The organism is Sabulibacter ruber (assembly GCF_017355955.1).
GTDB classification, from domain to species: domain Bacteria; phylum Bacteroidota; class Bacteroidia; order Cytophagales; family Hymenobacteraceae; genus Nibribacter; species Nibribacter ruber_A.
In genome coordinates, this window is record NZ_JAFFID010000002.1 from 737,576 (window position 1) to 761,139 (window position 23,564).

At 50.9% G+C, this 23,564-nt stretch carries 23 protein-coding genes; 1 reads left to right on the forward strand and 22 read right to left on the reverse strand.

Going from position 1 to position 23,564, the window contains the following annotated elements:
- Positions 1-197: 197 nt before the first annotated feature.
- The 3 genes from JT719_RS14475 to JT719_RS14485 all read right to left on the reverse strand — a co-directional run bounded on the left by JT719_RS14475 (position 198) and on the right by JT719_RS14485 (position 2,514).
- Complete coding sequence (locus tag JT719_RS14475) at positions 198-758, reverse strand: dihydrofolate reductase family protein (RefSeq protein ID WP_207434033.1); 561 nt, start codon at positions 756-758, stop codon at positions 198-200.
- Positions 759-856: 98 nt separating this feature from the next.
- A complete protein-coding gene (locus JT719_RS14480) occupies positions 857-1,930 on the reverse strand; it encodes a hypothetical protein (RefSeq protein WP_207434034.1) in 1,074 nt (357 codons plus the stop codon).
- Positions 1,931-2,058: 128 nt separating this feature from the next.
- Positions 2,059-2,514, reverse strand: a complete 456-nt coding sequence (locus JT719_RS14485; RefSeq protein ID WP_207434035.1) for a DUF1801 domain-containing protein — start codon at positions 2,512-2,514, stop codon at positions 2,059-2,061.
- Between the two features lie 315 nt (positions 2,515-2,829).
- On the opposite strand from JT719_RS14485, the gene JT719_RS14490 reads away from it, so the two are divergent.
- Entirely contained in the window at positions 2,830-3,744 is a 915-nt protein-coding gene (locus JT719_RS14490; RefSeq protein ID WP_242693256.1) for a M90 family metallopeptidase, read from the forward strand.
- 27 nt (positions 3,745-3,771) lie between these two features.
- On the opposite strand, the gene JT719_RS14495 is transcribed toward JT719_RS14490, so the two are convergent.
- The 19 genes from JT719_RS14495 to JT719_RS14585 form a co-directional block, all read right to left on the reverse strand.
- Entirely contained in the window at positions 3,772-4,122 is a 351-nt protein-coding gene (locus JT719_RS14495; RefSeq protein WP_207434037.1) for a hypothetical protein, read from the reverse strand.
- Between the two features lie 90 nt (positions 4,123-4,212).
- Positions 4,213-6,024: a serine hydrolase domain-containing protein gene (locus JT719_RS14500; protein WP_207434038.1), complete on the reverse strand. Its 1,812-nt coding sequence runs from the start codon at positions 6,022-6,024 to the stop codon at positions 4,213-4,215.
- A gap of 84 nt (positions 6,025-6,108) precedes the next feature.
- Positions 6,109-7,515: a glycoside hydrolase family 140 protein gene (locus JT719_RS14505; protein ID WP_341350767.1), complete on the reverse strand. Its 1,407-nt coding sequence runs from the start codon at positions 7,513-7,515 to the stop codon at positions 6,109-6,111.
- A gap of 13 nt (positions 7,516-7,528) precedes the next feature.
- Positions 7,529-7,888 (reverse strand): DUF6370 family protein, encoded by a 360-nt coding sequence (locus JT719_RS14510; protein ID WP_207434040.1) that lies wholly within the window; start codon positions 7,886-7,888, stop codon positions 7,529-7,531.
- 195 nt (positions 7,889-8,083) lie between these two features.
- Positions 8,084-9,478, reverse strand: a complete 1,395-nt coding sequence (locus tag JT719_RS14515) for an MATE family efflux transporter (protein WP_207434041.1) — start codon at positions 9,476-9,478, stop codon at positions 8,084-8,086.
- A 146-nt stretch (positions 9,479-9,624) separates the two neighbouring features.
- Entirely contained in the window at positions 9,625-10,128 is a 504-nt protein-coding gene (locus JT719_RS14520) for a VOC family protein (RefSeq protein ID WP_207434042.1), read from the reverse strand.
- A gap of 264 nt (positions 10,129-10,392) precedes the next feature.
- Positions 10,393-11,859 (reverse strand): SDR family oxidoreductase, encoded by a 1,467-nt coding sequence (locus JT719_RS14525; protein WP_207434043.1) that lies wholly within the window; start codon positions 11,857-11,859, stop codon positions 10,393-10,395.
- A 176-nt stretch (positions 11,860-12,035) separates the two neighbouring features.
- Positions 12,036-12,824: a nucleotidyltransferase family protein gene (locus tag JT719_RS14530; protein WP_207434044.1), complete on the reverse strand. Its 789-nt coding sequence runs from the start codon at positions 12,822-12,824 to the stop codon at positions 12,036-12,038.
- 268 nt (positions 12,825-13,092) lie between these two features.
- Positions 13,093-14,091 (reverse strand): glycosyltransferase family 2 protein, encoded by a 999-nt coding sequence (locus JT719_RS14535; protein ID WP_207434045.1) that lies wholly within the window; start codon positions 14,089-14,091, stop codon positions 13,093-13,095.
- Positions 14,075-15,643, reverse strand: coding sequence for an ArnT family glycosyltransferase (locus JT719_RS14540; RefSeq protein ID WP_207434046.1), 1,569 nt, complete (start codon positions 15,641-15,643; stop codon positions 14,075-14,077). The genes JT719_RS14535 and JT719_RS14540 overlap by 17 nt, the downstream gene beginning before the upstream one ends.
- A gap of 322 nt (positions 15,644-15,965) precedes the next feature.
- On the reverse strand, positions 15,966-16,565 hold the full coding sequence (locus JT719_RS14545) for a hypothetical protein (protein WP_207434047.1): 600 nt from the start codon (positions 16,563-16,565) through the stop codon (positions 15,966-15,968).
- A 311-nt stretch (positions 16,566-16,876) separates the two neighbouring features.
- A complete protein-coding gene (locus tag JT719_RS14550; RefSeq protein WP_207434048.1) occupies positions 16,877-17,476 on the reverse strand; it encodes an NADPH-dependent F420 reductase in 600 nt (199 codons plus the stop codon).
- Positions 17,477-17,585: 109 nt separating this feature from the next.
- Positions 17,586-18,476 (reverse strand): pirin family protein, encoded by an 891-nt coding sequence (locus tag JT719_RS14555; protein WP_207434049.1) that lies wholly within the window; start codon positions 18,474-18,476, stop codon positions 17,586-17,588.
- A gap of 225 nt (positions 18,477-18,701) precedes the next feature.
- Positions 18,702-19,550, reverse strand: a complete 849-nt coding sequence (locus JT719_RS14560) for a hypothetical protein (RefSeq protein ID WP_207434050.1) — start codon at positions 19,548-19,550, stop codon at positions 18,702-18,704.
- 182 nt (positions 19,551-19,732) lie between these two features.
- A complete protein-coding gene (locus tag JT719_RS14565; protein WP_207434051.1) occupies positions 19,733-20,317 on the reverse strand; it encodes a hypothetical protein in 585 nt (194 codons plus the stop codon).
- 202 nt (positions 20,318-20,519) lie between these two features.
- Positions 20,520-21,101 carry a Crp/Fnr family transcriptional regulator gene (locus JT719_RS14570; protein ID WP_207434052.1) on the reverse strand — a complete coding sequence of 194 codons (582 nt, stop codon included), beginning with the start codon at positions 21,099-21,101 and terminating at the stop codon, positions 20,520-20,522.
- Positions 21,102-21,208: 107 nt separating this feature from the next.
- Positions 21,209-21,643, reverse strand: a complete 435-nt coding sequence (locus JT719_RS14575) for a hypothetical protein (RefSeq protein ID WP_207434053.1) — start codon at positions 21,641-21,643, stop codon at positions 21,209-21,211.
- Between the two features lie 96 nt (positions 21,644-21,739).
- Complete coding sequence (locus JT719_RS14580) at positions 21,740-22,228, reverse strand: hypothetical protein (protein ID WP_207434054.1); 489 nt, start codon at positions 22,226-22,228, stop codon at positions 21,740-21,742.
- Between the two features lie 169 nt (positions 22,229-22,397).
- Positions 22,398-23,396, reverse strand: a complete 999-nt coding sequence (locus JT719_RS14585) for a PDDEXK nuclease domain-containing protein (protein ID WP_207434055.1) — start codon at positions 23,394-23,396, stop codon at positions 22,398-22,400.
- Positions 23,397-23,564: the final 168 nt, after the last annotated feature.

Sequence of the window (23,564 nt, forward strand, 5' to 3'; positions counted from 1 at the left end):
TAACTTCCGCGCCATAGAACTGCCTCAGAGTTACAAAAGGAGCATAGCCCAGCCTTAAGACTCAGCCTTAACAACCCATGTAAGCTACTCCAATCCGGTGCCCAGAGGCCACCAGATAACTCACACTCGCCAGAGGCGAGCGAGGGCGTGTTGTAGGGCTGAATTACGCAAAACAGCCCAGAAACGCCTTTGCGTTTCTAAGCTAAAAGGGTGTCCTGGTTGAGCTCTGTTGGTTGGGCGTTGTACCACAGTTGCACCAAGCCGGAAGGGAAGGTGAGGCTTTGGGTGAGGGTGAGGTATTGCTCGGGTCTACCGTCTTTGAACAACCGGATGCCGCTCCCCAGCAAGTGCGGAATCACCGAGATGATGAGCCTGTCAATGAGTTTGTCTTTGAGCAGGGCGTACACCACCTCACCGCCGCCGTCGCAGTAAATGTTTTTACCGGGTTGCTGCCGCAGCGAGGAAATGAGGTCTTTCAGGTCGCCGCCGTAAAACTCCACATTCTCGTCATGGCCGGTTCTTGTTTTAGACAGCACATAGCACTTCTTGTCTTTGTGCATGAACTCGGGCATGTTCATAGACAGGACTTTGTCATACGTACGGCGGCCCCAGATGAGGGTGTCTACCGTGTGCTGGAAAGCCTGGTACCCGTAATCTTCGCCGGGTCTTTCCACCATAGACAGGAAATCAATGTTATCATCTTCTTTGGCTATGTAGCCGTCAAGACTCATGGCAATGTAGAGGACTACTTGTCTCATGTATGTTTTATGATTGGTTTTCAGAAAAAAGCCTTGAAACGCCTGGCAGAAAAGGCGTTTCAAGGAGATGATAAAGCTGTGCGGTGGAAGTGCCTTGCCTACAGTAGTTGTTCCTTGTAGGAAAGGAAGTCTTTCTCTTCTTTCACAAACACCCCGGAAAGAGTGGTAACAAAGACCTTGTGGTTGAACAAAGCCAGAGAGGTAATCTTGTGGCCCTTCATGCCCTCGTTCTTCAGCTCCAACATACTGAGGGTAGTAGGGTTGATCCTGATTTGGAACATCTGGTCATTGTAGGTGCCAATGAGCAGCGTATCGTTCAGGCTGGTGTAGGAGAGCAGGTTGAGCGTGCTGATATCGGCTTTCAGGTTCCAGCTCTTGCCATCAGTGGATTGGTGCAGGCCATCGTTGAACAGGCCGTAAATGTTCTGCTTGTACGTGAACAAACCCCGCAGCCCGTTGTCGCGCAGCTTTTGCAGGGAGCCGTTCTCGGAAAGATGGAAGGTCGCCTCGCCGTTGCCCAGGTAAAAACCATCTTCCAGAAAACTCAGGAACTGCGTGTACACATGATTAGAGCTTATCTGTACAATCTGGGTGTTGGTGATAGACACCTCGTCCCACAAACCTCTGGTGCTGGGCTGTATCTGTAGCCTGACCAGCAGAACCTTCATCCCGTCGATGGCCTGGTAAGGAATGGCCAGCACCTTGTTGGGCGAAATCTTCATGCACTCGCTCTGCGCGGCAAGTGGGAAATCAAACTCTCTGAACTTGGGATCTATAGTGGGTAGGTGAATGCCTACCCCGGACTGGATAGAGGGCCAGTAGTTGGGATAGCAAACCACGGTTGATTGATCAAAGGCCACGGCCAACAGATCATCCGAGACCGGGTACTTGTACTGCGTAGGATTTCTGACGCTTTCCAGAATACTGCGGGTAGTCACGTCTTTGCCTTTGTCCTGCGCAAGCGTGGTGAGGCTGTTCAGGCCCATCACAAACAGTTTGCCGCTTACGGCGTGGCTGTTGGTTTGCACGCGGGTGTCATACAGGAAACGGCCGTCTTCTTGCCAGGTAGCCTCCGGCGTTTTGGGGGTAACCTCTTCTTCCTCTGTTTCTTCACAGCTCCACAGTGAAAAACTCAGGCAAACCAGCAGAACTCTCTTGAAAAGTAAGTGCATTGGGGCAGGGTCAATCTTTCACTAAAGACAGGCAAACACCAGCATACCCTATGTGAATAGGCATTTTTATTCTTCTGAGAAAAGAAAGCAAGAAACCAGCATCCGCGGTGGCCTGATGACCAGGAACCTTACTTTTTATACTGGGCTTCATACCGCGCAATCCAGTCTTGCGGGGTCATTTTGGAGGCCAGTTCTCCCAGGAGCTGAAAAGGAATCTGGTCTGGTTTCTTGAACCTGATGCAGCTTTTGCCCATGTCCAGCTTGGTCTTGCTGTGCTTGGGGTACTCAGCGGTAAACCACGCTAGCAGCTCCGGATCTGCGTACAGGCCCATGTGGTACACGGCAATGAAGTTTTTCTGCGAGGCGATGCTCAGGAACGGCAACGGCAATTTGGGATTGCAATGGTACCCATCCGGATAAAGGGTGTGCGGCACCACGTACCCGATCATGCCGTAACTCATCTCCTCTGAAAAGCCGCTAGGCAGGTTTTCCAGCAAGGTGCTCCGCAAGTGAGCCATGGCTGGTTTCCGGTCATCGGGTAAGGTATCCAGGTAGCCTTGGGGGCTAAGGGCGGTAGTTTGCATTGGTAGGAAATTAAAGGAGAGAGAACACTTCTGGCAAGGGCATATCGGCGGAGCCGGTAACCAAATTTATCAAGTATTTCCTGCTTTGCAAGCAGAAGGTGCAATCCTGCGCAGGAGCAGGTCTTTCAGTTGACCCCGGAAAAGGAGAAGCTGGTGAATGAGGCGTTTTCGGCTTGCTTTCAGGAAAGGAGGGCTAAAAAGGCAGTTGTTCCTTGCTGCGTCAGGAATATTTGCCTTATCTGATCTCTGCTACAAAAACACCTTAAAATGTAGCACATCTTTCTGCCCATTTCCACGTTGGTATCGGCTATGGGAATGGTAGCATTTGTAGTTGTGGTAGCGGTAGTGGTTCTTCTGTTTTACAGGTGGGCTACCCGTAAATCAAGAAGGCGCAAGAAAGTGCTGGCGCAGGAGTTTCCGGCGGAGTGGCGCAAAATCCTCACCGACCGGGTAGGCTTTTACCATACGCTCAAAACCGATGAGGAAAAGCAGCGCTTCGAGAAGATGGTGCAGTTATTTTTGTCTGAGAAGCGCATCACGGGCATTGAAACCGTCATTGATGATACCACTAAGTTACTGGTGGCCGCCAGCGCTATTATCCCCACGTTTGGGATACAGGATTGGGAGTACCAGAACCTGGGCGAAGTCTTAGTGTTTCCAGGCAGCCTGGAGCGGTTCAAGGACGAAGACAGCGAGGCCGTGTCTGAGGTACTGGGCCGCGTGAACCCTTTCCAGAACGACCATTACGTGACCCTCTCCAAACCCGCCCTGGAGCGCGGCTTCAATGACATGGCCGACCGCCAGAACGTGGGCATCCATGAGTTTGCGCACATGCTGGACCAGGCAGACGGCGAAATCAACGGAACCCCCAGCGCCTACCTGCCCGATGAGTTGATTCAGCCCTGGCAAGCCTTGGTAGACCGCAAAATAAAGGAAATCAAGAAAGGCGAATCGGATATTAACCCGTACGGAGCCACCAATGAGGCGGAGTTCTTCGCGGTGTCCACGGAGTATTTCTTTGAGAAACCGGGCCAGATGGCCGAGAAGCACCCGAAACTGTACGCCATGCTCACCCGCATTTTCAAGCAGAACCCAAAACGCCGGTTCAGCCTCAATTTCCGGGAACTGCTCAACCCCTACGGCAAGCGCCTGGGTCGCAATGAGCCCTGCCCCTGCGGCAGCGGCCAGAAGTACAAGAACTGCTGCCTGCCCAAAAGATCGGCGGCTTAATCTTCTGGGATTTTAGGCTTCTGGTGATTACCGCTTTTTATACCCCATGGAGAGACCCAGATCGCCGGTTATTTTCAGGTCCACGGCTGCGGTGTCATTAGAAGTATTACTGATGATGAGGGCGGTGTTTTTGTCTACTTTCAGGCTGGCCCGCTGGTTGGGTTTCACATTCAAAGGAGAATGGGTGCCTCCGTCTAAAGGAGCCTGGTAAATAGAGAGACTGGTTTGGGAGGCGTTTCTCAGGTTTACCTGAAAAGAGCCGTGCTGGTTATTGCCCAGGACAAACGTATCGTTGGGTCTGATGTAAGTGGTAGAGTTGAGCGAGGCGCAGGAGGTCAGGCAAAGGAGCGTAACTACTGCCAGAGAAAGGTTTTTCATGGGCTAATTCTAAGTGAGTGTTTTTGCAGGAAAATGGAAGGTAAATTCTTCACAAGGGCGGTGGCGTCAGAAGATTCCAGGGGAGAGAGATTATTTTAGTAGCTGGCTCAGTTTCTCTTTGGCCTGGAGATCAGAAGGGTCCAGTTCCAGGGCTTTGGTGTAGGAGCGGATGGCGTTGGGTTTATCGTTCATTTTAGCGAAATAGTCCCCGAAACGGGCCTGCACCATTGCCGAGGTGGGATATTGTTCCAGCGCTACTTCCAGGATGGCTTTGGCCGCTGCTAAAGCTGGTGTGGGCTTGTTTAGCAGCTCGTAGGCCAGATACGTGAGCTGGGATTCATTCATTTTCAACTGCCGGAAACCTTCTTTGGCCTCGGCGAACCGTTGCGCTTTCAGGAGTTCGCTGGGAGTGAATTCATCGTCCCGCATGCGGGGCATGGGCTTGTCTTGCCAGGCGGTTTGCAGGGAAATTACCTTGCCTTGCGCATCGCGACGCACAAATCCTTTAATGTTGAAATCGGTGAAAACGAGGGTGTCTTTGGCGACGGGGAACGTGTAAATGGCTGGCCCATCGTTGACGTTTTCTACCAGGTAGTTCTTTTCCCGGCGCAGGTACACCACTTCATCGAGGCCGCGCCGGTAGCGGCCAGTGAACTGGCCCAGCTCGGCGGTGCTTAAAGCAAGGGGCGTGATGGCCTCCGGGAGGAAGTTGTGCCAACCATACGTCTTGGCTACGGCTCGTCTGATCTCTTTGCCCAGTCCATTTACGTCATCGCCGGAGTTGAGCATGATAACCACCCCGTAGCCTTCGGTGAGGCTGGCGATTCCGTAGGCCAGGAACCCGGCGTTGACCCCGGTAAACTCAAAGTAGATGCCCTTGTTTTCCTGGTTGTCGGTGCGCTGTAGCAGGAACGGACCCAGGCCCATCTGTTCTTTGTAGAACCCTTCGGACACGGTGACCTGCGGCGTGAACATCTGTTGGGCCAACGCCTGCTGCAGAAGCTTCCCTTTTCCCTGGTAGGCGTTCTGGAGATCAAGGAAGAACCTGGCCAGATCCGTTGGCGTGGTGTATAAACCGGCGGCGGCCTGCTGGGGATACACGTACGGCATGCCCTTGAACCAAGGCGCCGACGAGTACGCCCACGCCGCTTTGGCCGCAAACTCCGGAGGCAGCGGCTGCGCGAAGGTGGAGTGCTGCATGCCTAACGGGTTAAACACCGTCTTTTTCACCAGAGACTCGAAGTCCATCTTAGCCACATCCATCAAAGCCAACTGCGCGATCATGCTGCCCCCGCCCGAGTAACGGAATTCCTTGCCCGGTTCACTGTTCACCACCACGGGTCTGCTCTCTGCTATGGCCGTGCCGCTCAGAATATCCACGATGGTGGGCAGCGGTTTCTTGTCTGGCGTAAACCCGAAATAAGAAGATTGGGTAGTACCCCCTGTGTGGCTCAGCAGCATTCTGAGCGTGATGGGGGTTTTACGGGTGAAGTCGTTTTCCGGGATTTTCCAAGAGGTGAGATACTGGTTGATGGGGTCGTCCAGCGCTAGTTTGCCGTCCTGCACCATACGCAAGGCCGCGGCTGCCATGACCAGCTTGCTAATGGAACCCGCCGAAAACATGGTTTGAGTAGTGACCGGCGTTTTCTTTGTTGTATCGGCGAGGCCGTAGCCTTTCGCCCAAGCAAGCTTGAAGTCTTTGATCACCGCAATGCTGAGGCCGGGCACATGGTAGTGCTTCATCCGTTCATGGATGTTCCAGCCCGGAAAGCCGTTGACTGGCACAAACGGGATCAGGTTATTTTCAACCTGCCGGATCTCTTTTGCAGGAAGTGCTGGCTGAGCGTGTAATTCCCAACAGTAGCAGAGCAGAAAAGCCAGCGTTAAAAGCTTTTTGTCCATGATGTAACCTCAGAAAACGGTACTTTAGAAGCGTACTTAGCGGGGGAGGTTCAGACAAAAAGCGTCTGGCAGGGGGCATAGTAACTACCAGGGGAGTTGGTAGGGCGAGTTTACCGGCAGAAGTACTAAAACAAAGTCGCTTCCTCTGCCTGCAGACCAGGGAGTAAAGGTGGGCTGATCGGTGCGGTTGTATTTTCCTATCTTCTTCCACTGCCCGTCTCTAGGGTTAAACCAGAAAGCTTCCCATTTGTTTTCTGCCAGTTTAGAAAGATCCAGCTTTAAAGCCTTGCCCATGGGCGTGTAGGCCAGCAGGAAATCCTTTTGCTCACCCATGGCTGCCACCTGGTGGGCTTCCCCTACGGGATTGTCGTTCAGAATAAGCGCTTGGTCGTTGCGCAGTTGCTGCCACGGGAAAGCAGAAAGCAGCTTTTTCAGGTGCAGGAGGTGGGTGGCGCCGGAAAGGTTTAAAGACGCTCTCCAGCTTGTTCTGGCCCAGCTAACGGGGCTTTGGTTGGCTTGGTACATCTGCCAGATGCCATGCGCGCCGTAAGTGTAGCCCGCTGCCCCAGAGAACATGGTCCAGTAGGCCGAGGAACGAACGTCTGAGGCATCCATCCAGCCGAACTCCTCGGGCTTGAACCGGTCGGGGTGGTCTTCGTAGCGGGGTTCGCCGTTGATCACGGGGCGAGCAGGGGTTACTTTCCGGCTGTCTCGCACATACTTATAATCATGGCTTTGCCGGCTGTGCCCCGCCTGAAACATGTCCAGTTCAAGCCAAGCTTCATTGAAGAAATCGGAGGCTTTCTTCTCGCCGCTGGGGTGGTAGGTGATGAGGTGTTGCTGGTCCACGCTCCTGATGCCCTGGGCCATGGCCCGGATGATCTGCTTGTCTTCCGCGTTTTCGGGCCAGCGGTCGCCGCCCAGAATCCAGATGAGGTTGGGCTGTTTTGCGTATCGTTTTGCCAAAATCTGGCCAAACTGTCTTGCGTTCTCGGGCGTGAAAATCTCAGGACCCACACCCCAGGCTTTGTGGAATTTATCGCCCCAAGTGGGCAGCAGGCCAATGTAAAGGCCCAGCTTTTCGGCCCGCTTAAGCACGTAATCTACGTGGGCAAAATATTGTTCATTCAGCTGGGTAGGGTCTTGGTTGAGCAGGGGAAGGTGCCCGTACGCGTTGGGTGTTTTCAAGCCATCCAGCTCCGCCAGTACTACGGTTTGAATAACCGTAAACCCTTTGCTTGCTCGGTCTTTGAGGTAAAGGTCTGCCTCCTCGCGGTTCAGGCGGTGGAGCAGTTCCCAGGCCGTGTCGCCCAGCCAGAAGAACGGTTTGCCGGTTTGGGTTTCCAAGTACCGCTTGTCTGCGCTGACTTTTAACAGGGGTGTTTTCTGCCCGAAACTCCAAAATGAGCACAGAAACAGGAAAGCACCCAAAAAAATGGTTTTCAGGTGCCCTGTGCGGCGAGGGGCATGAACGGCTTTTAGCAAAATCACGCAGAATCAGCGGCTATTTCTTCTTCTGCTTAGGGTCTTCCGGAACTAGTTGAAAGTAGGTGGCTTTGAAACGGTTGTCTATCAGTTGGCCCTGAGCCTTGGCTTGCCGGATGGCGCTGCAGAAACCATCTTTGGCGTGGGCATCGCCGTGGGAGTCAATATCTGACCCATCCACAAAATACGCGGTCCCGTTGATCCTTACCGCCAGATCACATCCCTGCCCGGTCATCTTGAAATTGCATTGTCCGCAGGAGGCCTCTACTAAAAGCGTTTCCTTGGTGGGGTCTGGGGCAGCAGGGGCGGGCGCTTTTTCCTGGGCCATGGCGACCAAAGAAGAGAAGCTGACGAACAAAGCAAGGAGTAGAGATTTCATAACGTTGTCCTGTTCTGAGGGTTAAATCACTTTGGTACTACGGCGCACTGCACCCTATTTTCCACTTACGCCTTTTATAGAGGTGGTAAGATAGTAAAAAGTCATGGTCCTGTAAGGGTAAACAGCAGAAAGCTATCACACCTTTTCGGCGGGCTCCTCCAATCATCTTGAAAGGGTAATCAGCAGACAGAGAGGCTACACTTTCACTGTTTTCCAACGGCCCCTTCTAAACACCCACCAACTGACCAACGCGTGGCTGGAGTGGCTGCAGGCAATGGTCACAAAGATGCCCGTAATGCCAAAGCCAAAATGGACGGCCAGCAAATACGCCAACGGTATCTCAATGACCCAGAGCACCAGAATGTTGATGAAAGCGGGCGTTCTGGTATCACCGGCGCCGTTGAAGGCCTGCACCATGACCATGCCCAACCCAAAGAACACATAGCCCAGCGTAATAATCTTCAGACCTTCTGAGGCAATGGAAATGACCTGGGCTTCCTGCGTAAAGAAGCCCGCCAGGTGATTGCCAAACAGGAAGAAACCCAGCGTGACCACTGCCAGAAAGATCATGTTGTACCGGGCCGTGAGCCATACAGAGAGTTCGGCGCGGCGCGGTTTTTCAGCACCCAGGTTCTGACCCACCAGCGTGGCCGCCGCCGAAGACAGTCCCCAGGCCGGTAGCAGGGTGAACGTGATAATCCGGAACGCGATGGTGTAACCGGCCAGGGCGTTGCTGCCAAACTCGGCGATGATCCGGGTCAGGAAAATCCAGCTGGCCGAATCGATCATGAACTGGCCCATGCCGCCCGCCGATACTTTGAGAATCTTGACCACCACTTTGTAGCGCAGCAGCATGTTCTCCCGGGTGATCTTGAGCAGGTGCTTGCCGTTGAACAGGTGGTAAAACTGGTACAGTACCCCCAAGCTCCTTGCGGTAGTGGTGGCCCAGGCGGCACCCACCAGCCCTAACCCTTCTATAGGGCCGATCCCAAAAATGAGCACCGGCGCCAGGATGATGTTGATTCCGTTAGAAAACCAAAGCGTCCGCATGGCCAGGTGCGGCTGCCCGGCTCCCCTGAAAACCCCGTTGATGAGGAACAGCAGGATAATGGCCAGATTTCCGCCGAAGATCACGCGGGCATACGGCACTCCCATGGAAAGAACCTCCGGGGAAGCCCCCATCAGCCGAAGGATATCTCCGGCCAAAGCAACCGTAATGGAACCCAGCAACACCGCCAGCACCGCGCCAGTGACCAATAGTTGAAACGTAGCGGTGCCGGCCTGCCGGTATTTCTTTTCGCCCACGCGCCGCGCCACCATGGCTGTGCCCGCCATACTGATGCCCATGCCCACCGAGTACACAATCATGAGCACCGACTCCGTGAGGCCCACCGTGGCAATGGCGGCCGGACCCAACCTGCCCACAAAGAAGATATCTACCACCGCAAATAACGACTCCATGAGCATTTCCAGAATCATGGGAGTGGCCAGTAGCAGAATAGATCTCTTGAGGCTGAGGCGGGTGTAGTCCTGTTCTTCCCCCTTCACAGCAGCCCAGATGAGTTGGAGCAGTTCGTTGCGCGAATTCATAGGGAAAGATACCATTTCTAGAGAAGGAAGTTTTGTTTTCTGGATGACAAATCAGGCAGGACGTTCTTAGCGGGCGAGGTAGATACGCGTTCTGGCAGAACGCAACCCTTGTCTTTGCGATCTGTCAGTTCAGGAAATGCGCAAGGTTATGCTACCGTTTCGGCTTCGTACGCTTGCTGCAGGGTAGCAATGTCTATCTTGGTCATCTGGAGCATGGCCTGCATCACCCTGCCAGAGGTGTCGGCGTGCTTACCGTGCAGCAGTTCGCCTAAGATTCTGGGGATGATTTGCCAGGAGACTCCAAACTTGTCTTGCAGCCAGCCGCACCGATTGGGTACGCCACCCTCCAGAAGTTTTTCCCAGAGGTAGTCTACTTCTGCCTGGTCTTCACAGTGCACGAAGAGCGATAGGGCAGGGGTGAACGTGTAGGCCGGTCCGCCGTTCAGGGCCATGAACTCCTGCCCCTCCAGTTCAAAGCTGCCGGTGATCACCTCGCCTGCAGGCCCCGGACCGGCCTCTCCGTACCGCGTCATGAACTTGATTCTGGAGTTCTTGAAAATAGAAGTGTAGAAGTTCATGGCCTCCTCGGCGTTGCCGTTGAACCACAAGAACGGCGTAATTTTCTGCTGGTACGTTTGCTGTATTTCCATGGCGTCTGTATTGTTTTGTTCTATACAAACGTACTGGTAACCTTTGACTTAAAGGCGGTGCAGACACGACAAAAGAAGGGGTGGTTTGCGCCTTGGGCTGTTTTTGTAGGCGAGGAAAGCACACTTTGCTTCAACTCAATGCTTCCGAAGCAGTAAGCAGCGACCATCAAAGGAGACCGTTTACAGGCTGATTTGCTGAAAACAGCCTGTAAATGGTCCCTCTTCTGAGACGAAAAAAGCCTTTGTTCTTCCTTTTCCCAGATATTAAGTAGTAAGAGCACGGGGCGTAGGCTGATACGCTACAAGATTCTGGGCCATGCCATCAAAAATGAAGAAGTGGAACGGCAGCACAGAATACCAGTACAACCGGCCCAGCAAACCCTTGGGCCGGAACGTGGCGGTTTGGGTTAAGTACTGTTTGCCTTCCTTCCTGGTGATGTTGAACTCCAGCCAGGCCTCGCCGGGCAGTTTCATCTCAGCGTAGAGCAGCAGGCGCTGGTTTTGTTTGTCGGCGGCCAAAACACGCCAGAAATCCAGGGTGTCGCCGGTATGGATGGCGTGCTCATTGGTTCTGCCGCGGCGTAGACCCACCCCTCCAAAGACTTTGTCCAGAAAACCCCGCAGTTCCCAAAGCCAATCAGCGTAGTACCAGCCACGGTTGCCGCCAATAGACCAGATGTTTTCCAGCACCTGACCAGTATCACCGATGATAGGCTTTTGCCGCTTATCCACGTACACGCCGTTGGTGGGCACGTGGATGTGCTGCAGCAGTGAGTTGTCCTGGTAACTGGACACCAGCGCGTCTTTCCAGCTGGAGACCACGTTGTTCTGCTCTATCTTCTGGAAAGCCATTTTCACGGCCTTTTTGTAGGAAATAGGCTGAATACCCAACAGTTGTTCCAACGCGTTGTCTTTGGCGATTACCTCTACCTTCATGCTGTTCACCAGGTGCACGGCCAGTGTGTAAGAAGTAGACGTCACAAAATACAGCCAGTAGGAAGAGAGCCGCGGGGTCATGACCGGTACCGTGAAGATGTAGCGTTTCAGGCCGCGCACCTCGGCAAACTGGAGCAGCATCTCTTTGTAAGACAGCACATCGGGCCCGCCGATGTCATAGGACTGGTGATACGTCTCGGGCCGGAGCAGAACGCCGGTGAGGTATTCCAGCACGTTGCGGATGGCAATGGGCTGGCTCTTGGTGTTGAGCCATTTGGGTGCGATCATGACGGGCAGTTTCTCCACCAGATCCCGGATGATCTCAAACGAAGCGCTGCCCGAGCCCACAATTATGGCCGCTTTAAGGCAGGTAAGCGGAACAGAGCTTTGCCGCAGAATCTCCTCTACCTTTTTCCGGGAGGCCAGGTGCCGGGAAAGCTTCTCTTCATTGGTAATGCCGCCCAGATAGATGATCTGCCGGGCCGAGGTTTGCGCCACCAACTGCATGAAATTCTGGGCCGAGGTTTCCTCCAGCTTCTGAAAGTCCTGGTGCGGAGAACTCATGGAGTGAATGAGGTAATAGGCCGCGTCTATGTCCCGGATGGCTTCAGGTGTCTTCTTTTGCTGCAGGAAATCGATCTCCAGCAAAGAAACCCTGGGGTGTTGGTACGCGCCCTCGGCCGGAACCCGGTTCTTGTCTCGCACGCAGCAGATGACCTTGTGGCCCTGTTCCAGCAGCACCGGCAGCAGCCTTTTCCCAATGTAGCCCGTAGCTCCTGTCAACAAAATCTTCATGCCCCAATGGATTTCCCCTTGTTATTTAAACCAAAACAAGCCTCGGCCCGGAAGGTTATAGACAAACCTTTTTTGGCCTCCTTTCCAGAAAAGAGGGCGAAAATAGACGCCTCTTTGGAAAGAGAACTGCCCGGAGCATTAGAGGTGGCCTGATGAAAAGGCAAGCACCAGCCAGGTCAGGCTTCCTGCGATTTGATCTCCTGCAAGAAAGCCTTCACTCTTTCTTCCGTTACCTGATGCTGGTGTATCTGCTCATTGTACAAAGCAGTTCTGAGATGCTGATAAAGGGCAATGGCGTTTTCCAGCGCCTCCATCAAAGCCGCTTTGTTCAGGTCTGTACAAACGGTGGCTTGCAGGCGGGCCAGGTCCTCAGGGGCTAACATCGTTTCTACCTTCCTGACACCTCGGGGCAGGTTGCCGTTCTTAAGGTGCAGCAACGGCCCAAACACCGTCATACGCAGGTAGCCAAAGAAATCCAGCGCCTCAACGTACTCTCCACGGCCAATCTTGAGGAGGGCATAATGAACCCAGATCCAGAAGCGGTCTTCTATCCATTGGTAATCCGGGAAGGGGAACCGGGCCTCGGTCTGGCTGATCACCTGCTTCAGTTGCCCGCCTTTGTCTACCAGCAGCGCCGGGTTCTCAACGCGGGTGGCAAACTCTTCTAAGGTGACAAACTTGAGGTCTACGTGCAGAAGCGGCTGGTCATAGAGGCAGATCAACAGGCGGGGCTCGCCCACGTGCTCCCCGGTGAATGCCGTCAGAAGAGTCCCAAACCGACGCGCATAGGCCAGCATCTGCTCTTTGCTGTCCGTGATTTTTTCCTGGGTGACCAGCACCAGATCAAGGTCTGAGAATTGGTCTAGCTCACCCGTCAGCCAGGAGCCACCCACGGCCAAGCCCAGCAAAGAGGAATCTTCCTGTACAAGCGCGGCCACGTGTTGGGCAAAGTCTTTCTGAATCATAGCCGAAACAATAAGAATGCACCTATCCCGCCGCAGGCGAGGCGCACATGGTTAAACACCAATTACTAAGCGCGGTTTTCTATCCTTTAATCTCGGCACCTTTGGCAAGATGTGCAAGAGTACAGGGTGTCAACTGAATTCAGAAAGCTAAAACAAGTTTAAGAAAGCTGATGGAGGTAGAAGCACTCCTCCGGTTTCTTGCCTGTTTTCTCTGAAAAGGGCAGAAAACGGAGAGAGACTCCGGCCAACTAACCTCTACGGATATGCCTCAGTGAGTTACTGCGGTGTGCCTGGTATAGGGTTCCTGAGGCAATTCCTCGTGGTTTAGATTGCTGTTTTCAATAATGTACAAGGGGCGATTCAGCACGTTTTTATTGATTCTGCTGATGTACTCACCAATAATCCCCACAGAGATAAGTTGCACCCCGCCAATGAACATGGAACTGATAATCAGAGAAGTCCAGCCGGTGATGGTTTGATGCAGAATGTAGTGGGAATAGATGGCGTACAGGATAACCGCAAAGGAGATAAGCGAAATAGTGAACCCCAACCGACTGACAAACAAGAGCGGTTGGTCTGAGAAACTGGTGATCCCGTCCATGGCAAACTTAAACATCTTGCTCAAAGGGTACCCTGTTTTCCCGTACTTCCGCTGATCTCTGCTGAACTCTACCTGTGTCTGCCTGAAGCCCAGCCAAGCAATCTGGCCGCGTAAGAACTTGTTCTGTTCGGGCATCAGCTTCAGGTAATCCACTACTTTCCGGTCTATCAGCCTGAAATCACCGGTGTCTAACGGTATATTGATGTTGGTAAGGGCTCTCATGGCTCTGTAAAAGAGCTTGGCGGTGGCTTTCTTAAAGAGACTCTCGCCTTTTCTTTCAGCGCGTTTGGCATATACCACCTCAAAGCCCTGCTGGTACGTTTTATACAGGTCCAGGATGAGCTCCGGGGGATCTTGCAGGTCGCCGTCAATAATGACCACGGCTTTGCCCCGGCTGGCATCCAGCCCAGCCGTAACGGCTATCTGGTGCCCGAAATTCCGGCTGAAGTTGATATAATACACGTTGGGCGCCTGCTTGCTTAGCGCAACCAGTTGCAGCAGAGAGCTGTCTTTGCTGCCGTCATTGACAAAAATAAGCTCGTAATGGGGGGTAATCTGGGAAACTGTATGCTGCAAACGCTCATACAGTTCCGGAATGATCTGCTCCTCATTGTAAATGGGAACAACCACAGACAAATCAATGAGGAGTTTACTGTTTTCTGCCATCTATCTTATAGCTTATCACGTTCCCCACTTCTTTAAGTACCTGATAGTTATAATGGTCTATCACATACTGTTTTACGTGCCCCTGGTGCGCAATGACAATGTCTCCATTATCTAGTTTGTCCCAGTCTTTGAACGAGATTTGAACTCCCTTATCCTTCAGGATATTCAGGTAAAACAGATTCTGGCCCCTGTACCCTTCGTACAGCAGGAACTTACCATTCACCTCATGAACTCCCTTGATAGCGTCTTTGAGATAGTAACCTATTTCGTAGAATTCCTTATCGGTCCCTACTTCCTCTGGTCTGGTGGTTTTGTTTTTGATTTCTCTGTAAGGAGTAATCAGGAGGATGAACAGAAAGACAAACGGGACAATGTTGACTTTTGTGGTCTCCTTTACCCAGGCAGAGTCTCTGAGGAACTCAAATACATACGTGATAAACACTGCCACCAGAATTGCGAAATACGGGTACAAGGGTACATCATACCATTCCAGTTTGGTCTCTGACTTAGAGATGATCAGGAAGAAGGTGAGGGCCATTAGGGCAGAGAATTGGGTGAGCCTGTTTACCCTTTGGTCTTTCACTGACAACCCAATCAATAATCCGCAGGGAATCAATAAATACCACGCCGAGTACCTGTAAGTAACCAACAGGTCATAGTAAAACCAGAAGCCACCACTGTGTCCTTCATTCACGGTTGCAAATCTTCCTCCCAGTTCGTTCGCCTGAATGGCGGCAAGATAGCCCGGGTTAAGCCATTCCCGTAACAGGTAGTAGCTTGCCACAACAGAGATAAAAGAGACTACCCCTATATAAAAATGTTTGTTCTTTAGCAGGGGTAATACCTGCCTTTGCAGGAGGCTGTAGATTGCTAACCCCGGAAGGAACAGTAGCCCGGCAATGCTTTTAGTAAGCACTGCCAGCGCCGTAAAAGCAAAAAAGAAATAGAGATACTTAGTCTTTTTTTTCTCGCAGAAGGCAAAGAAGAACAAACCGCTTAGGGTAGTGAATAAGGTGAGCAAAGCGTCATAGTCACCTGTTCTGGTTGCATGGAAATTGATATAGCCCTGCGATGTGACCAATACCAGAACCGCTATAAAGCCGAACCAATAATTTTTAAGATAACGAACAGAAAAGACCAGGAGGGTGAGGCAGGTCAGTAAGGCGGCAACGGCTGATGGTAACCGCACCGACCACTCACTTACTCCTATTATTTTCATCAAAGAGGCCTGTATCCAGATCAGGAAAGGGGGTTTGGTGTTCCACATATCAGGCGCTCCCTCAAAATACGTGACAATGGGGTTGCCATTCTTGTGCATTTCATAGGCGTTAATGGCCTGCCGGGCTTCATCCCAGGTTCTGATAGGCAACGCATCCAGTTTACTGAAAATAGGAACAAGAACCAGATACGCCAGAAGCAAGTGCGGGAAGTACTTCGTGAAAAACAGGTAAGCTAATGCTTTATAGTTGGTACTTGTATGCTCTGTAAAGGACGGGCTTGCGGTGGTCGTATTTCCTCGGGTTTGTGTTGCTGGCTTTTCTAACTCTTGCATTGAAATCTGGGTGAACTTAGACAGGTATTGAATGCTTTCAGGATAAAGGTTGTAGACCTCCCGCTTTGTAGCAACAGGTTGGGTTTTGCATGTGCGGTAGCTTAAAAAGCCCACTGTAGCAGAAAACCCCGGTTGTGCCGGAGCAGCTTTGGTTTGTAAACCAGAACAGAAACCCGGCTACAAATGCGGTCTATAAATATAGGGCATAGTTCTCTCCTGAAGCACGTAGGCAGTGCTATAAATTTTTACCCCTTCTGTTTTCCCTGCCCATTGCTACAAGGGCAGATGTATTTTTTAGCAGGCATTATGTTGTGGATGGCCACTACTCTACTTTCTCATACACCGCCGTGATGTTCAACGTAACCCAGTTCTGGGTTTGAAAGTCATAATACTTTTTAGAGATATTGGCCTCCAGTTGGTTTGATCTTACCACAGTAAGGCTGTTCAACCTGCCCCATTCCTGCTCTGTTTCCTGGTGATTGGCAGAACGGATGATTTCTACAGCCGAGGTCCTTTCATTATAATTGTAGGTATACCCGGTGCCGTTCAGGGCATTCTTTGTGTACATCATAACCTCTTGCCCGGTAGTAATGTCAAGTACCAGGTTAGGGTGGGGAAAGAAGATGTCAATGAGCTTGTAATGGGTATTGTTGTACTTGGTGGGCCTAAGCTCAAGGTTCGCCTCGGGGTAAGAGAAATTGTAGTCCTCTATTTCGGCCAGTAAATTGGTGGAGGCCACTCCATCTTGGTTCAGGTCAACGGCTGTGGCAGACTCTATTGACACAAACTGGTAAAATCCGGCTATGCTCGGGATCTGGTCTTCGGCATCATCATCAGAGCAGGAGGGGAAAGCTAGCAAGGCAAACAAGGCCAGCGCCAGAGAAAAGACAGAGGGATGGTGGGGGTTAAAAGTTCTTATCATTTGCGTATAGGTTTGGAGGATAGAATGCGCGAACCTGTATTGGCAGCTTCAGCTCTTGAAACAGGGCAAAGCATGGCCTCCCCAATTATGGGTTATAGAATATAGGATGCTTTCCCCTTCGGTTTCCCCTATGCGCAGCTTGAAAAATTAACCTTCTGAATGAGCTGTTACTGCCTGATGGTTAGTGCTGTAAGCCTAAACAACTACGGCTTGCCCCAAAGCATTTTCGGCCTGTTTTCACCAAAACAGGCCGAAAATGAAACCGATGGATTACCTGCAAATACTTTCAGCGATGCTATTCTCTTTACGCTTTACTTCAACTGAATCAGATTGAGACCGGGCAGGGAGCCGCCGGGGAACTGCTGCAGTTTGGCCGAATCTTGCAGGGTGCCTAAATCAACGCCGGCAAAGCCCAGACGGCTGATGATTTCCAGCACGCTTTTCTTAGCAGCGGGGTCATCCCCGGAGTAGAAAACCACCCGGTTGCCGCCTGCCTCGTGCGGGTCCGATGCCAGGAGCGAGAAGAGCAGGGTATTGAACGCTTTTACCACCCGGGCACCCGGCAACAACTCCGAGACTACCTGACTGGAGGGCTTGCCGTCTAACGGGGCGGCAACCATGCCGGGCAGCACGGGGTTAGTGGCGTCTATCACCAGTTTGCCCTCCCAGGAGGAAACCGGAGCAATTGCCTCTTCCAGATGTTGCCAGGGCACCGACAGAAACACGATGTCTGCGGTAGCGGCTTCTTCTGTAGTGCCCGCCTTAATGCAATGGCCAATTTCTGCTACCGCCGCTTGCAGCGACTCAGGGCCGCGGCTGTTGCTCAGGATGGTGTCATAGCCGGCTCTGGCAGTGTGCCGGGCAAAGGCCAGGCCTATCTTGCCCGCGCCTAAGATTCCAATTTTAGTCATGGTTGAATTGGTTTTGAGAGTTGACCAAATGAGTCTTTTCTGAAGTAAGAACTTACAGTGAGAGACCGGTTTTTAGGCTGATTTTCCAGAAACAGGCCGAAAAGGTGAGTTACGCTACTGGGTTGGCTTTGGAGTAGGAAATCTGCCCGTATTGGCCGTTGAAGAAGTCGCGGTAAGCCTGGGCGATCTCGGCTTTGCTGTTCATCACGAAAGGCCCCTCGGCCACAATGGGCTCTCCATAATGCTCTCCCCCAAACAGAATCAGGTCCAGGGCTGCGCGGGAATCATTGGTTACTTCCAGCACGCCTTCGGTGCGGTCAAACTCCACGAACTCACCGGCCTGGTGCTTTTCTTCGTTCAGAACGGCGTCGTTTTGCAGCAGGAAGGCGGCGTACTCCACGCCCGGAGGGGTGGCCAGGGAAAACTGCTGGCCGGCTTCCAGGTGCAGGTGGTACAGAAACTGCGCTGAATAACTGGGAATGGGTGAGGTGAGGTCTTTATAACTTCCGGCAATGACCTTGATCCAGCCTTTGCCCTCGGGCAAGGGTTTCTGCGGCACCTCTGGCGCCTGTACGGCCAAGTACGCGGGAGCTTCGGCTTTATGCTGGGCGGGCAGGTTGATCCAGAACTGCAGGGCGTGGGTAAGGCCGGTAGTTTCGGCGGGATCTGGGTTCAGGTTCTCGTCATGAATCACGCCGTTGCCCGCTTTCATCCACTGGATACCGCCACTGGTTACTTTGGCGTGGTGCCCGGCGCTGTCAAAATGCTCGCCTTCGCCGTGCAACAGGTACGTGAGCGTGGCAATGCCGCGGTGCGGATGGGCGCCGGTGCCGGTTTCCATGCGGGGGGCATCGGCATCATGCACTTTGGGCGCAATGTGGTCCAGGAACACAAAAGGACCTACCGCCTGGGCGTACCGGTTGGGCAGCATGCGGTAAATGGTTAAATCACCTATATCAGCGCGCTGGCCGCGGGTAGAGAAACTTACTGTCTTTTTCATATCTGTATCGTTAGAGGGTGATTTCCCGGGCTCTTTTCTGCCACCAGGAACGATACAAAGGTGCCACAAAGCCCCTCCGCCGCACGATGATGTAGGTTAAAAAAACACGTTGACAAATGTCAACATAACCAAGGCATAGAAGGGAGTTGCCGTGTTAGATCAACTCAAGCCTGTATGGTTAGAAGTTCATGAAGGCGCGAAGCGGGAATGACTTTTCTGCGCTGGTTAACAACCTACCGAGGTATGGGTGCCAACCAACTTCACAAGCTGTCCTTTTTTTGCCGGGGCAGACAGGTAGAGGGCAATGTTGCTGACGTTGTAGTGGTCGGCGGTATCCAGAAAAAGATCAGGGAAGCCATCGCCGTCAATATCGCCGGCAAAGAGAACCTGCACCATAGTAGCATCAAAGGCAGGTATTTCCACCAACAATTGTTTTACTTCTTGCCCATTTCTGGTGGTGGAAAGATAGAGTTTATAGTCTGAAACGGTTAATTCATCAAAGGCAGGATCTACTTTTTCCTGTTTGCCGGTTGCCCACAGGCGATAGGTGTTGCCTTTATAGTTGAATGTTACCTCTTCGCCAGGGTTGATTTGGTTCTTACCCAGGTTGAAAGCCGGTACCTGCCGTTCCCGCAAATACTCCAGGCCACTAACCAGCAGCAGCGAGGTGTCTGGGTTGGAAACGGTAACCGCTATACCGGTTTTCTTTCCATTTTCATCGTCCACGATAGGGTCATACTCCCGAGCGGTTTTTAGGTTGGTCTGTTTCAGGTACCAGCCTTTAGAGTTCTTGAACAACCCAAACCAGCGAAGCTTAGGGGCATCTGTTCTTACTTCGTCGCCATGATAGCTCAGGACTTGTAGAAGTTCTGCCTTCTGGTCTGTGTTGGCAGGCGGTAGCGGTGCAGGAGAAGTAACTGCCACGGTTGTGAGGGTAGGTGCTGCCGATGTAGAGGCAGAAGCCACGGGCAGAGAAACTGCCGTACCAGAAACTTCCGGTGACTTGGCTTCCTTTTGAGTGGAGGAGAGTAGGAAAAGAACCAATAAGAAAGAAAACCCTGCTACTTGTTTCATAGAAATAGTGAGACTAACGCTTAAATGCTGATTAAACTTAGCAAATACAGGGTTGCTGTACAACTCCAACGTAGGCTTGTAATGGCATAGGTTTTCCACTGCTGTGGCTTACCAGCTACGGAGAAGGGAGAAAATAAATGAATGCTTGCCCGAGAGCTTTGTGGTTAGGGTGTGTTGGTTCTCTACCGCACTTTCTGAAACACCCCTGTCATGTTCAGGCTTACCCAGCTTCTGGTTTTAAAGTCAAAGAACCGCTTGCTTATTTTAGCTTCCAGATGCTTGCCATCCAGCACGGTGAGTCTCTCCAGCTTGCCAAACTTGGCTTCCTTGTCTGGGTACTCGGGAAGGCGGAGCCGCAGGTCTATGGTTTTCCGGTCAGGGTGGTAAGTGTATTTGTACTCCAGGGACGAGGGAGAATAGGTAATGGGGCGGTTAGGCTCAGAGTCTAAATAGTCAGAGTGCGGAAAGAAGAGATAGAGTTCGTCTTTGATTCTGTCCCTCTCATACGTAGGCATTACCTCAAAAGCCGCATCCGGGAAGTTGAAGTTAAACGGCTGTATTTCTCTCAGAAGATCTGTGGAAGCTTTTCCGTCCTGGTTTAAATCTACCGGTCGGTCTGCTACCAGAGACTCATATTTATAAAATCCTCCAATGCTGTTGGGCCACTCCTCTTCACTTTCACTGTCACAGCCTTGGCTAAAAAGAACAAGAGAAATTAAAAACGTGGTTAGAGCCTTAATGGCCTGTTTAGAAGAGTGTGTTTGCATTGCGTTACCTTAATGATGGATGGTGTGAAAGCCTGACAACACTAGCTCCTCTAGCGCAAGGATAAGGTAACGAAAAGAGCCGACTTGCAAAAGATTACTTACACAACCGCAGGTGCCTTCCTGTAAAAGAGGTAATAGGTAGAAACGCTTTTTGAGAGCTCTCCAAATGTGAAAGGTTTACGGAACACGAAGGGAAAATATATTAGTGCGTCTGCTGTTTCCGGATACGGCTGAGCGTTTCTTTAGTGATGCCCAGGTACGAGGCAATGAGGTGTTGCGGGAAGCGCTGCAGAAACTCAGGGTGGCACTCCACAAACTCGGCGTACCGTTTCTCCGCGCTGTAACTGATGGCGGCGTTGATGCGCCGCTGGGTGGCCATGGAGTGGCGATCATCCATTTGCCGGGCCATTTGCAGCAAGGTGGGCACCTGCTCATACAACTGCAACAGGTCTGCTTTCTCCACCACCAGCAGCTGGGTGTCTTCCCACGCATCTATGTTGTATAAGGAGGGCGTGAGCATGAGGTAACTTTCCCGGTCACCTACCCACCAGTTTTCTATGGCAAACTGCACCATGTGCTCCGTGCCTTTTTCATCTACGCTGTACTGCCGCATAGCCCCGCTTACCACAAACCCCATGTACCGGCAAATGTCTCCCTCCTGCAGTAGGTATTGCTTTTTCCGAAGCTTCTTCGGCTGGAAGGCGCGTTGAATCAATGCCTGCTCTTCCTCGGTAAGCGTGGTTTGGGTGTACTGGCTGATGTAGGTGAAGAGGGAGGAGTGCATAGGGAGAATTTGAGATTATTATGGTCAACGGTTAACGGTCTCGTGCATGAGGCGTGCAAGGTCGTCGGCCGTGGCATGACTTATGCGCAATGTTGGGCGGAGTTATTTTACCAAAACTTCCACCAAGGTTTTGTTTCACTTTCTTTTAATAATTTCAACTCTCCATTACCATTAGGAATCCAAATATCACTTGAACCACTTGCATCAAAAAAGCCAACTTTGTGTTTGGCTGCCAATTCTATTGTTTTTTGATAAGCAGTTTCTGCTTGGGACCAGTTAAATGCCGCATAAATCACATTTCTTCCGATACTATAGTCCGTTTCATTGGGACTTCCATTATCGTTATTCGCGTTAGGCCCATTCAAATCAGGGAAGGTCTCTTGCATTTCTGCATACCAATTTCGTAACTCAGCGGTAGTATTTGCAGGGTCATCATAACTGTGGTTTTCTGTCCATTCAGTTTGATTTTCATACCACTCCATAAATTCTTTTTTCCTTAATGGAGCGGAATCCTTTTGAAAAACTATCAAATCATAACTCATTCAAATCTGTTTTTTTTAATTACGCCCAACGGTCTCGTATAAACAACGTGCTAGGCCGTCGGCCGTAGCATGATGTTTATGCATTGTTGGCAAAAGTTATTTTTTCAACCTTTCCCATAATTCAATGTCAACATTTGCAGTTAACGTTACTCTGTGCTTTGAAACATCGGTTGCTCTAAAAGTTTTCAAAGGAATATTATATCCGTAATTGAGATTGACCAAGCCTAATAAACTTGTGCCCAATTCAGGCAATAGTCGCAAGTCCAGATTTTCATTTTCAATGTATCCGACCATGTTGGCTCGTGTTGAAAATAGCAATCCAGATATTTCGTATCCGATTTTGGGAGCGTAGATGAAGTTTGTCGGGTTGAAATTTGTCTCTATTCCTAATCTTGGGCCAATGAGAAATGTTCCAAAATGTTCTCCCCAAAGTTTTGAATACATAAGATTAAACTCTCCAAAGAATTGTCCTTGGTAAGAAACGCCTGGTGATACAATTACTTTTCTTCTTTCTTCATAAGTTTGCCCGTTTGCAATTCCAACGATAAGTATTGTAATTAAAAGCGTAAAGAAGCCTTTTTTCATTATTATAATTTTTGCCAACTACTGTGTATAAGGAACTATTCCGGTTATTGGCACCATGAATGGAGTAAAACATCCTGTTTACAACCAAAAATGACTAATAACCGGAGTCGGGTTAACAAACATAGTATGTGGTTGAAGTATAATTGGCCAATAAAGGCTTGATTTACTACTATCCTTCCAGCAGTTTCTCCAACTCCGCAGAAAGCAACGCTTTATCAGGAAGGTACAGTTGGTACTTGCTTACAAAAAGCTGGTTGCTGATGTTTTCAGTGGCGTATTCTACTAAAATGTGGTCTTTGTAAGCGCCTAATACAATCCCGATGGGCGGGTTGTCGCCTTCCACGTTTTCTTCTTTGGCGAAGTAGTTCAGGTATAGGTTCATCTGCCCGATGTCGTTGTGTTCTATTTCGCCGCGTTTCAGGTCAATCAACACAAAACATTTAAGGATGCGGTGGTAAAAAACCAGGTCCACAAAGAAATGCCGGTTAGCCAAACTGATTTTATACTGGCGGCCAATGAAAGCAAAGCCTTTGCCCAACTCCAACAGAAACTCCTCTAAATTCCGGATCAGTTTTTCTTCTAGTTCGCCTTCTTGGTACTGGTATTGCTGCGGGATGCCTAGAAACTCAAAAACATATGGGTCTTTGATGATATCAGCCGGCTTTTGAATATCGGCTCCCTGTTCTGCAATTTGCAAAACGCCAGCTTTGTCTTTGCTTAAAGCTAACCTATGAAACAGCATGCTTTTCATTTGGCGTTTCAGCTCGCGCACGCTCCAATTTTCTTTTTCGCATTGCTTCGCGTAAAAGCTGATTTCAAGGTCATTGTCAGCTTTCAAAATCTCAGAGTAGTGGCTCCAACTTAATTGTCCAGACAGTGTCTGGACTTTTGGAAACCGGAGATAGAATTGCCTGATCTGAAACAGATTTGACCGGCTAAAGCCTTTGCCAAATTCTAGGGTCAGGTCTTTGGCTAGACGGTTTAACAGCTCAGAACCGTACTCGGCTTTCGCTTTTCCGCCTTGCTCAAATTCTACAATGTGTTTGCCAATCTGCCAATAGGTCTGCACCAGAATGGTGTTGATGGCCCTACCTGCTTGGGCACGCCCCGCTTGGAGCAACTCACCAATTTGCTTGATTAATCCATTGTATGGTTGCAGCTCTTTCATTTGGCTTCTTTGCCCGGTTTAGAAAAAAGAATAAGCAGCCGGTTTGCATTTACCGGCTCATCCATTCACTAGTTGATTAGCAAGTTACATCTTCTATTGAAGGTTGAGAATATATTCTCCTGTTGCTAACTAAATCTTTGTGGTGGTATCTATCCAATAGAACGCATG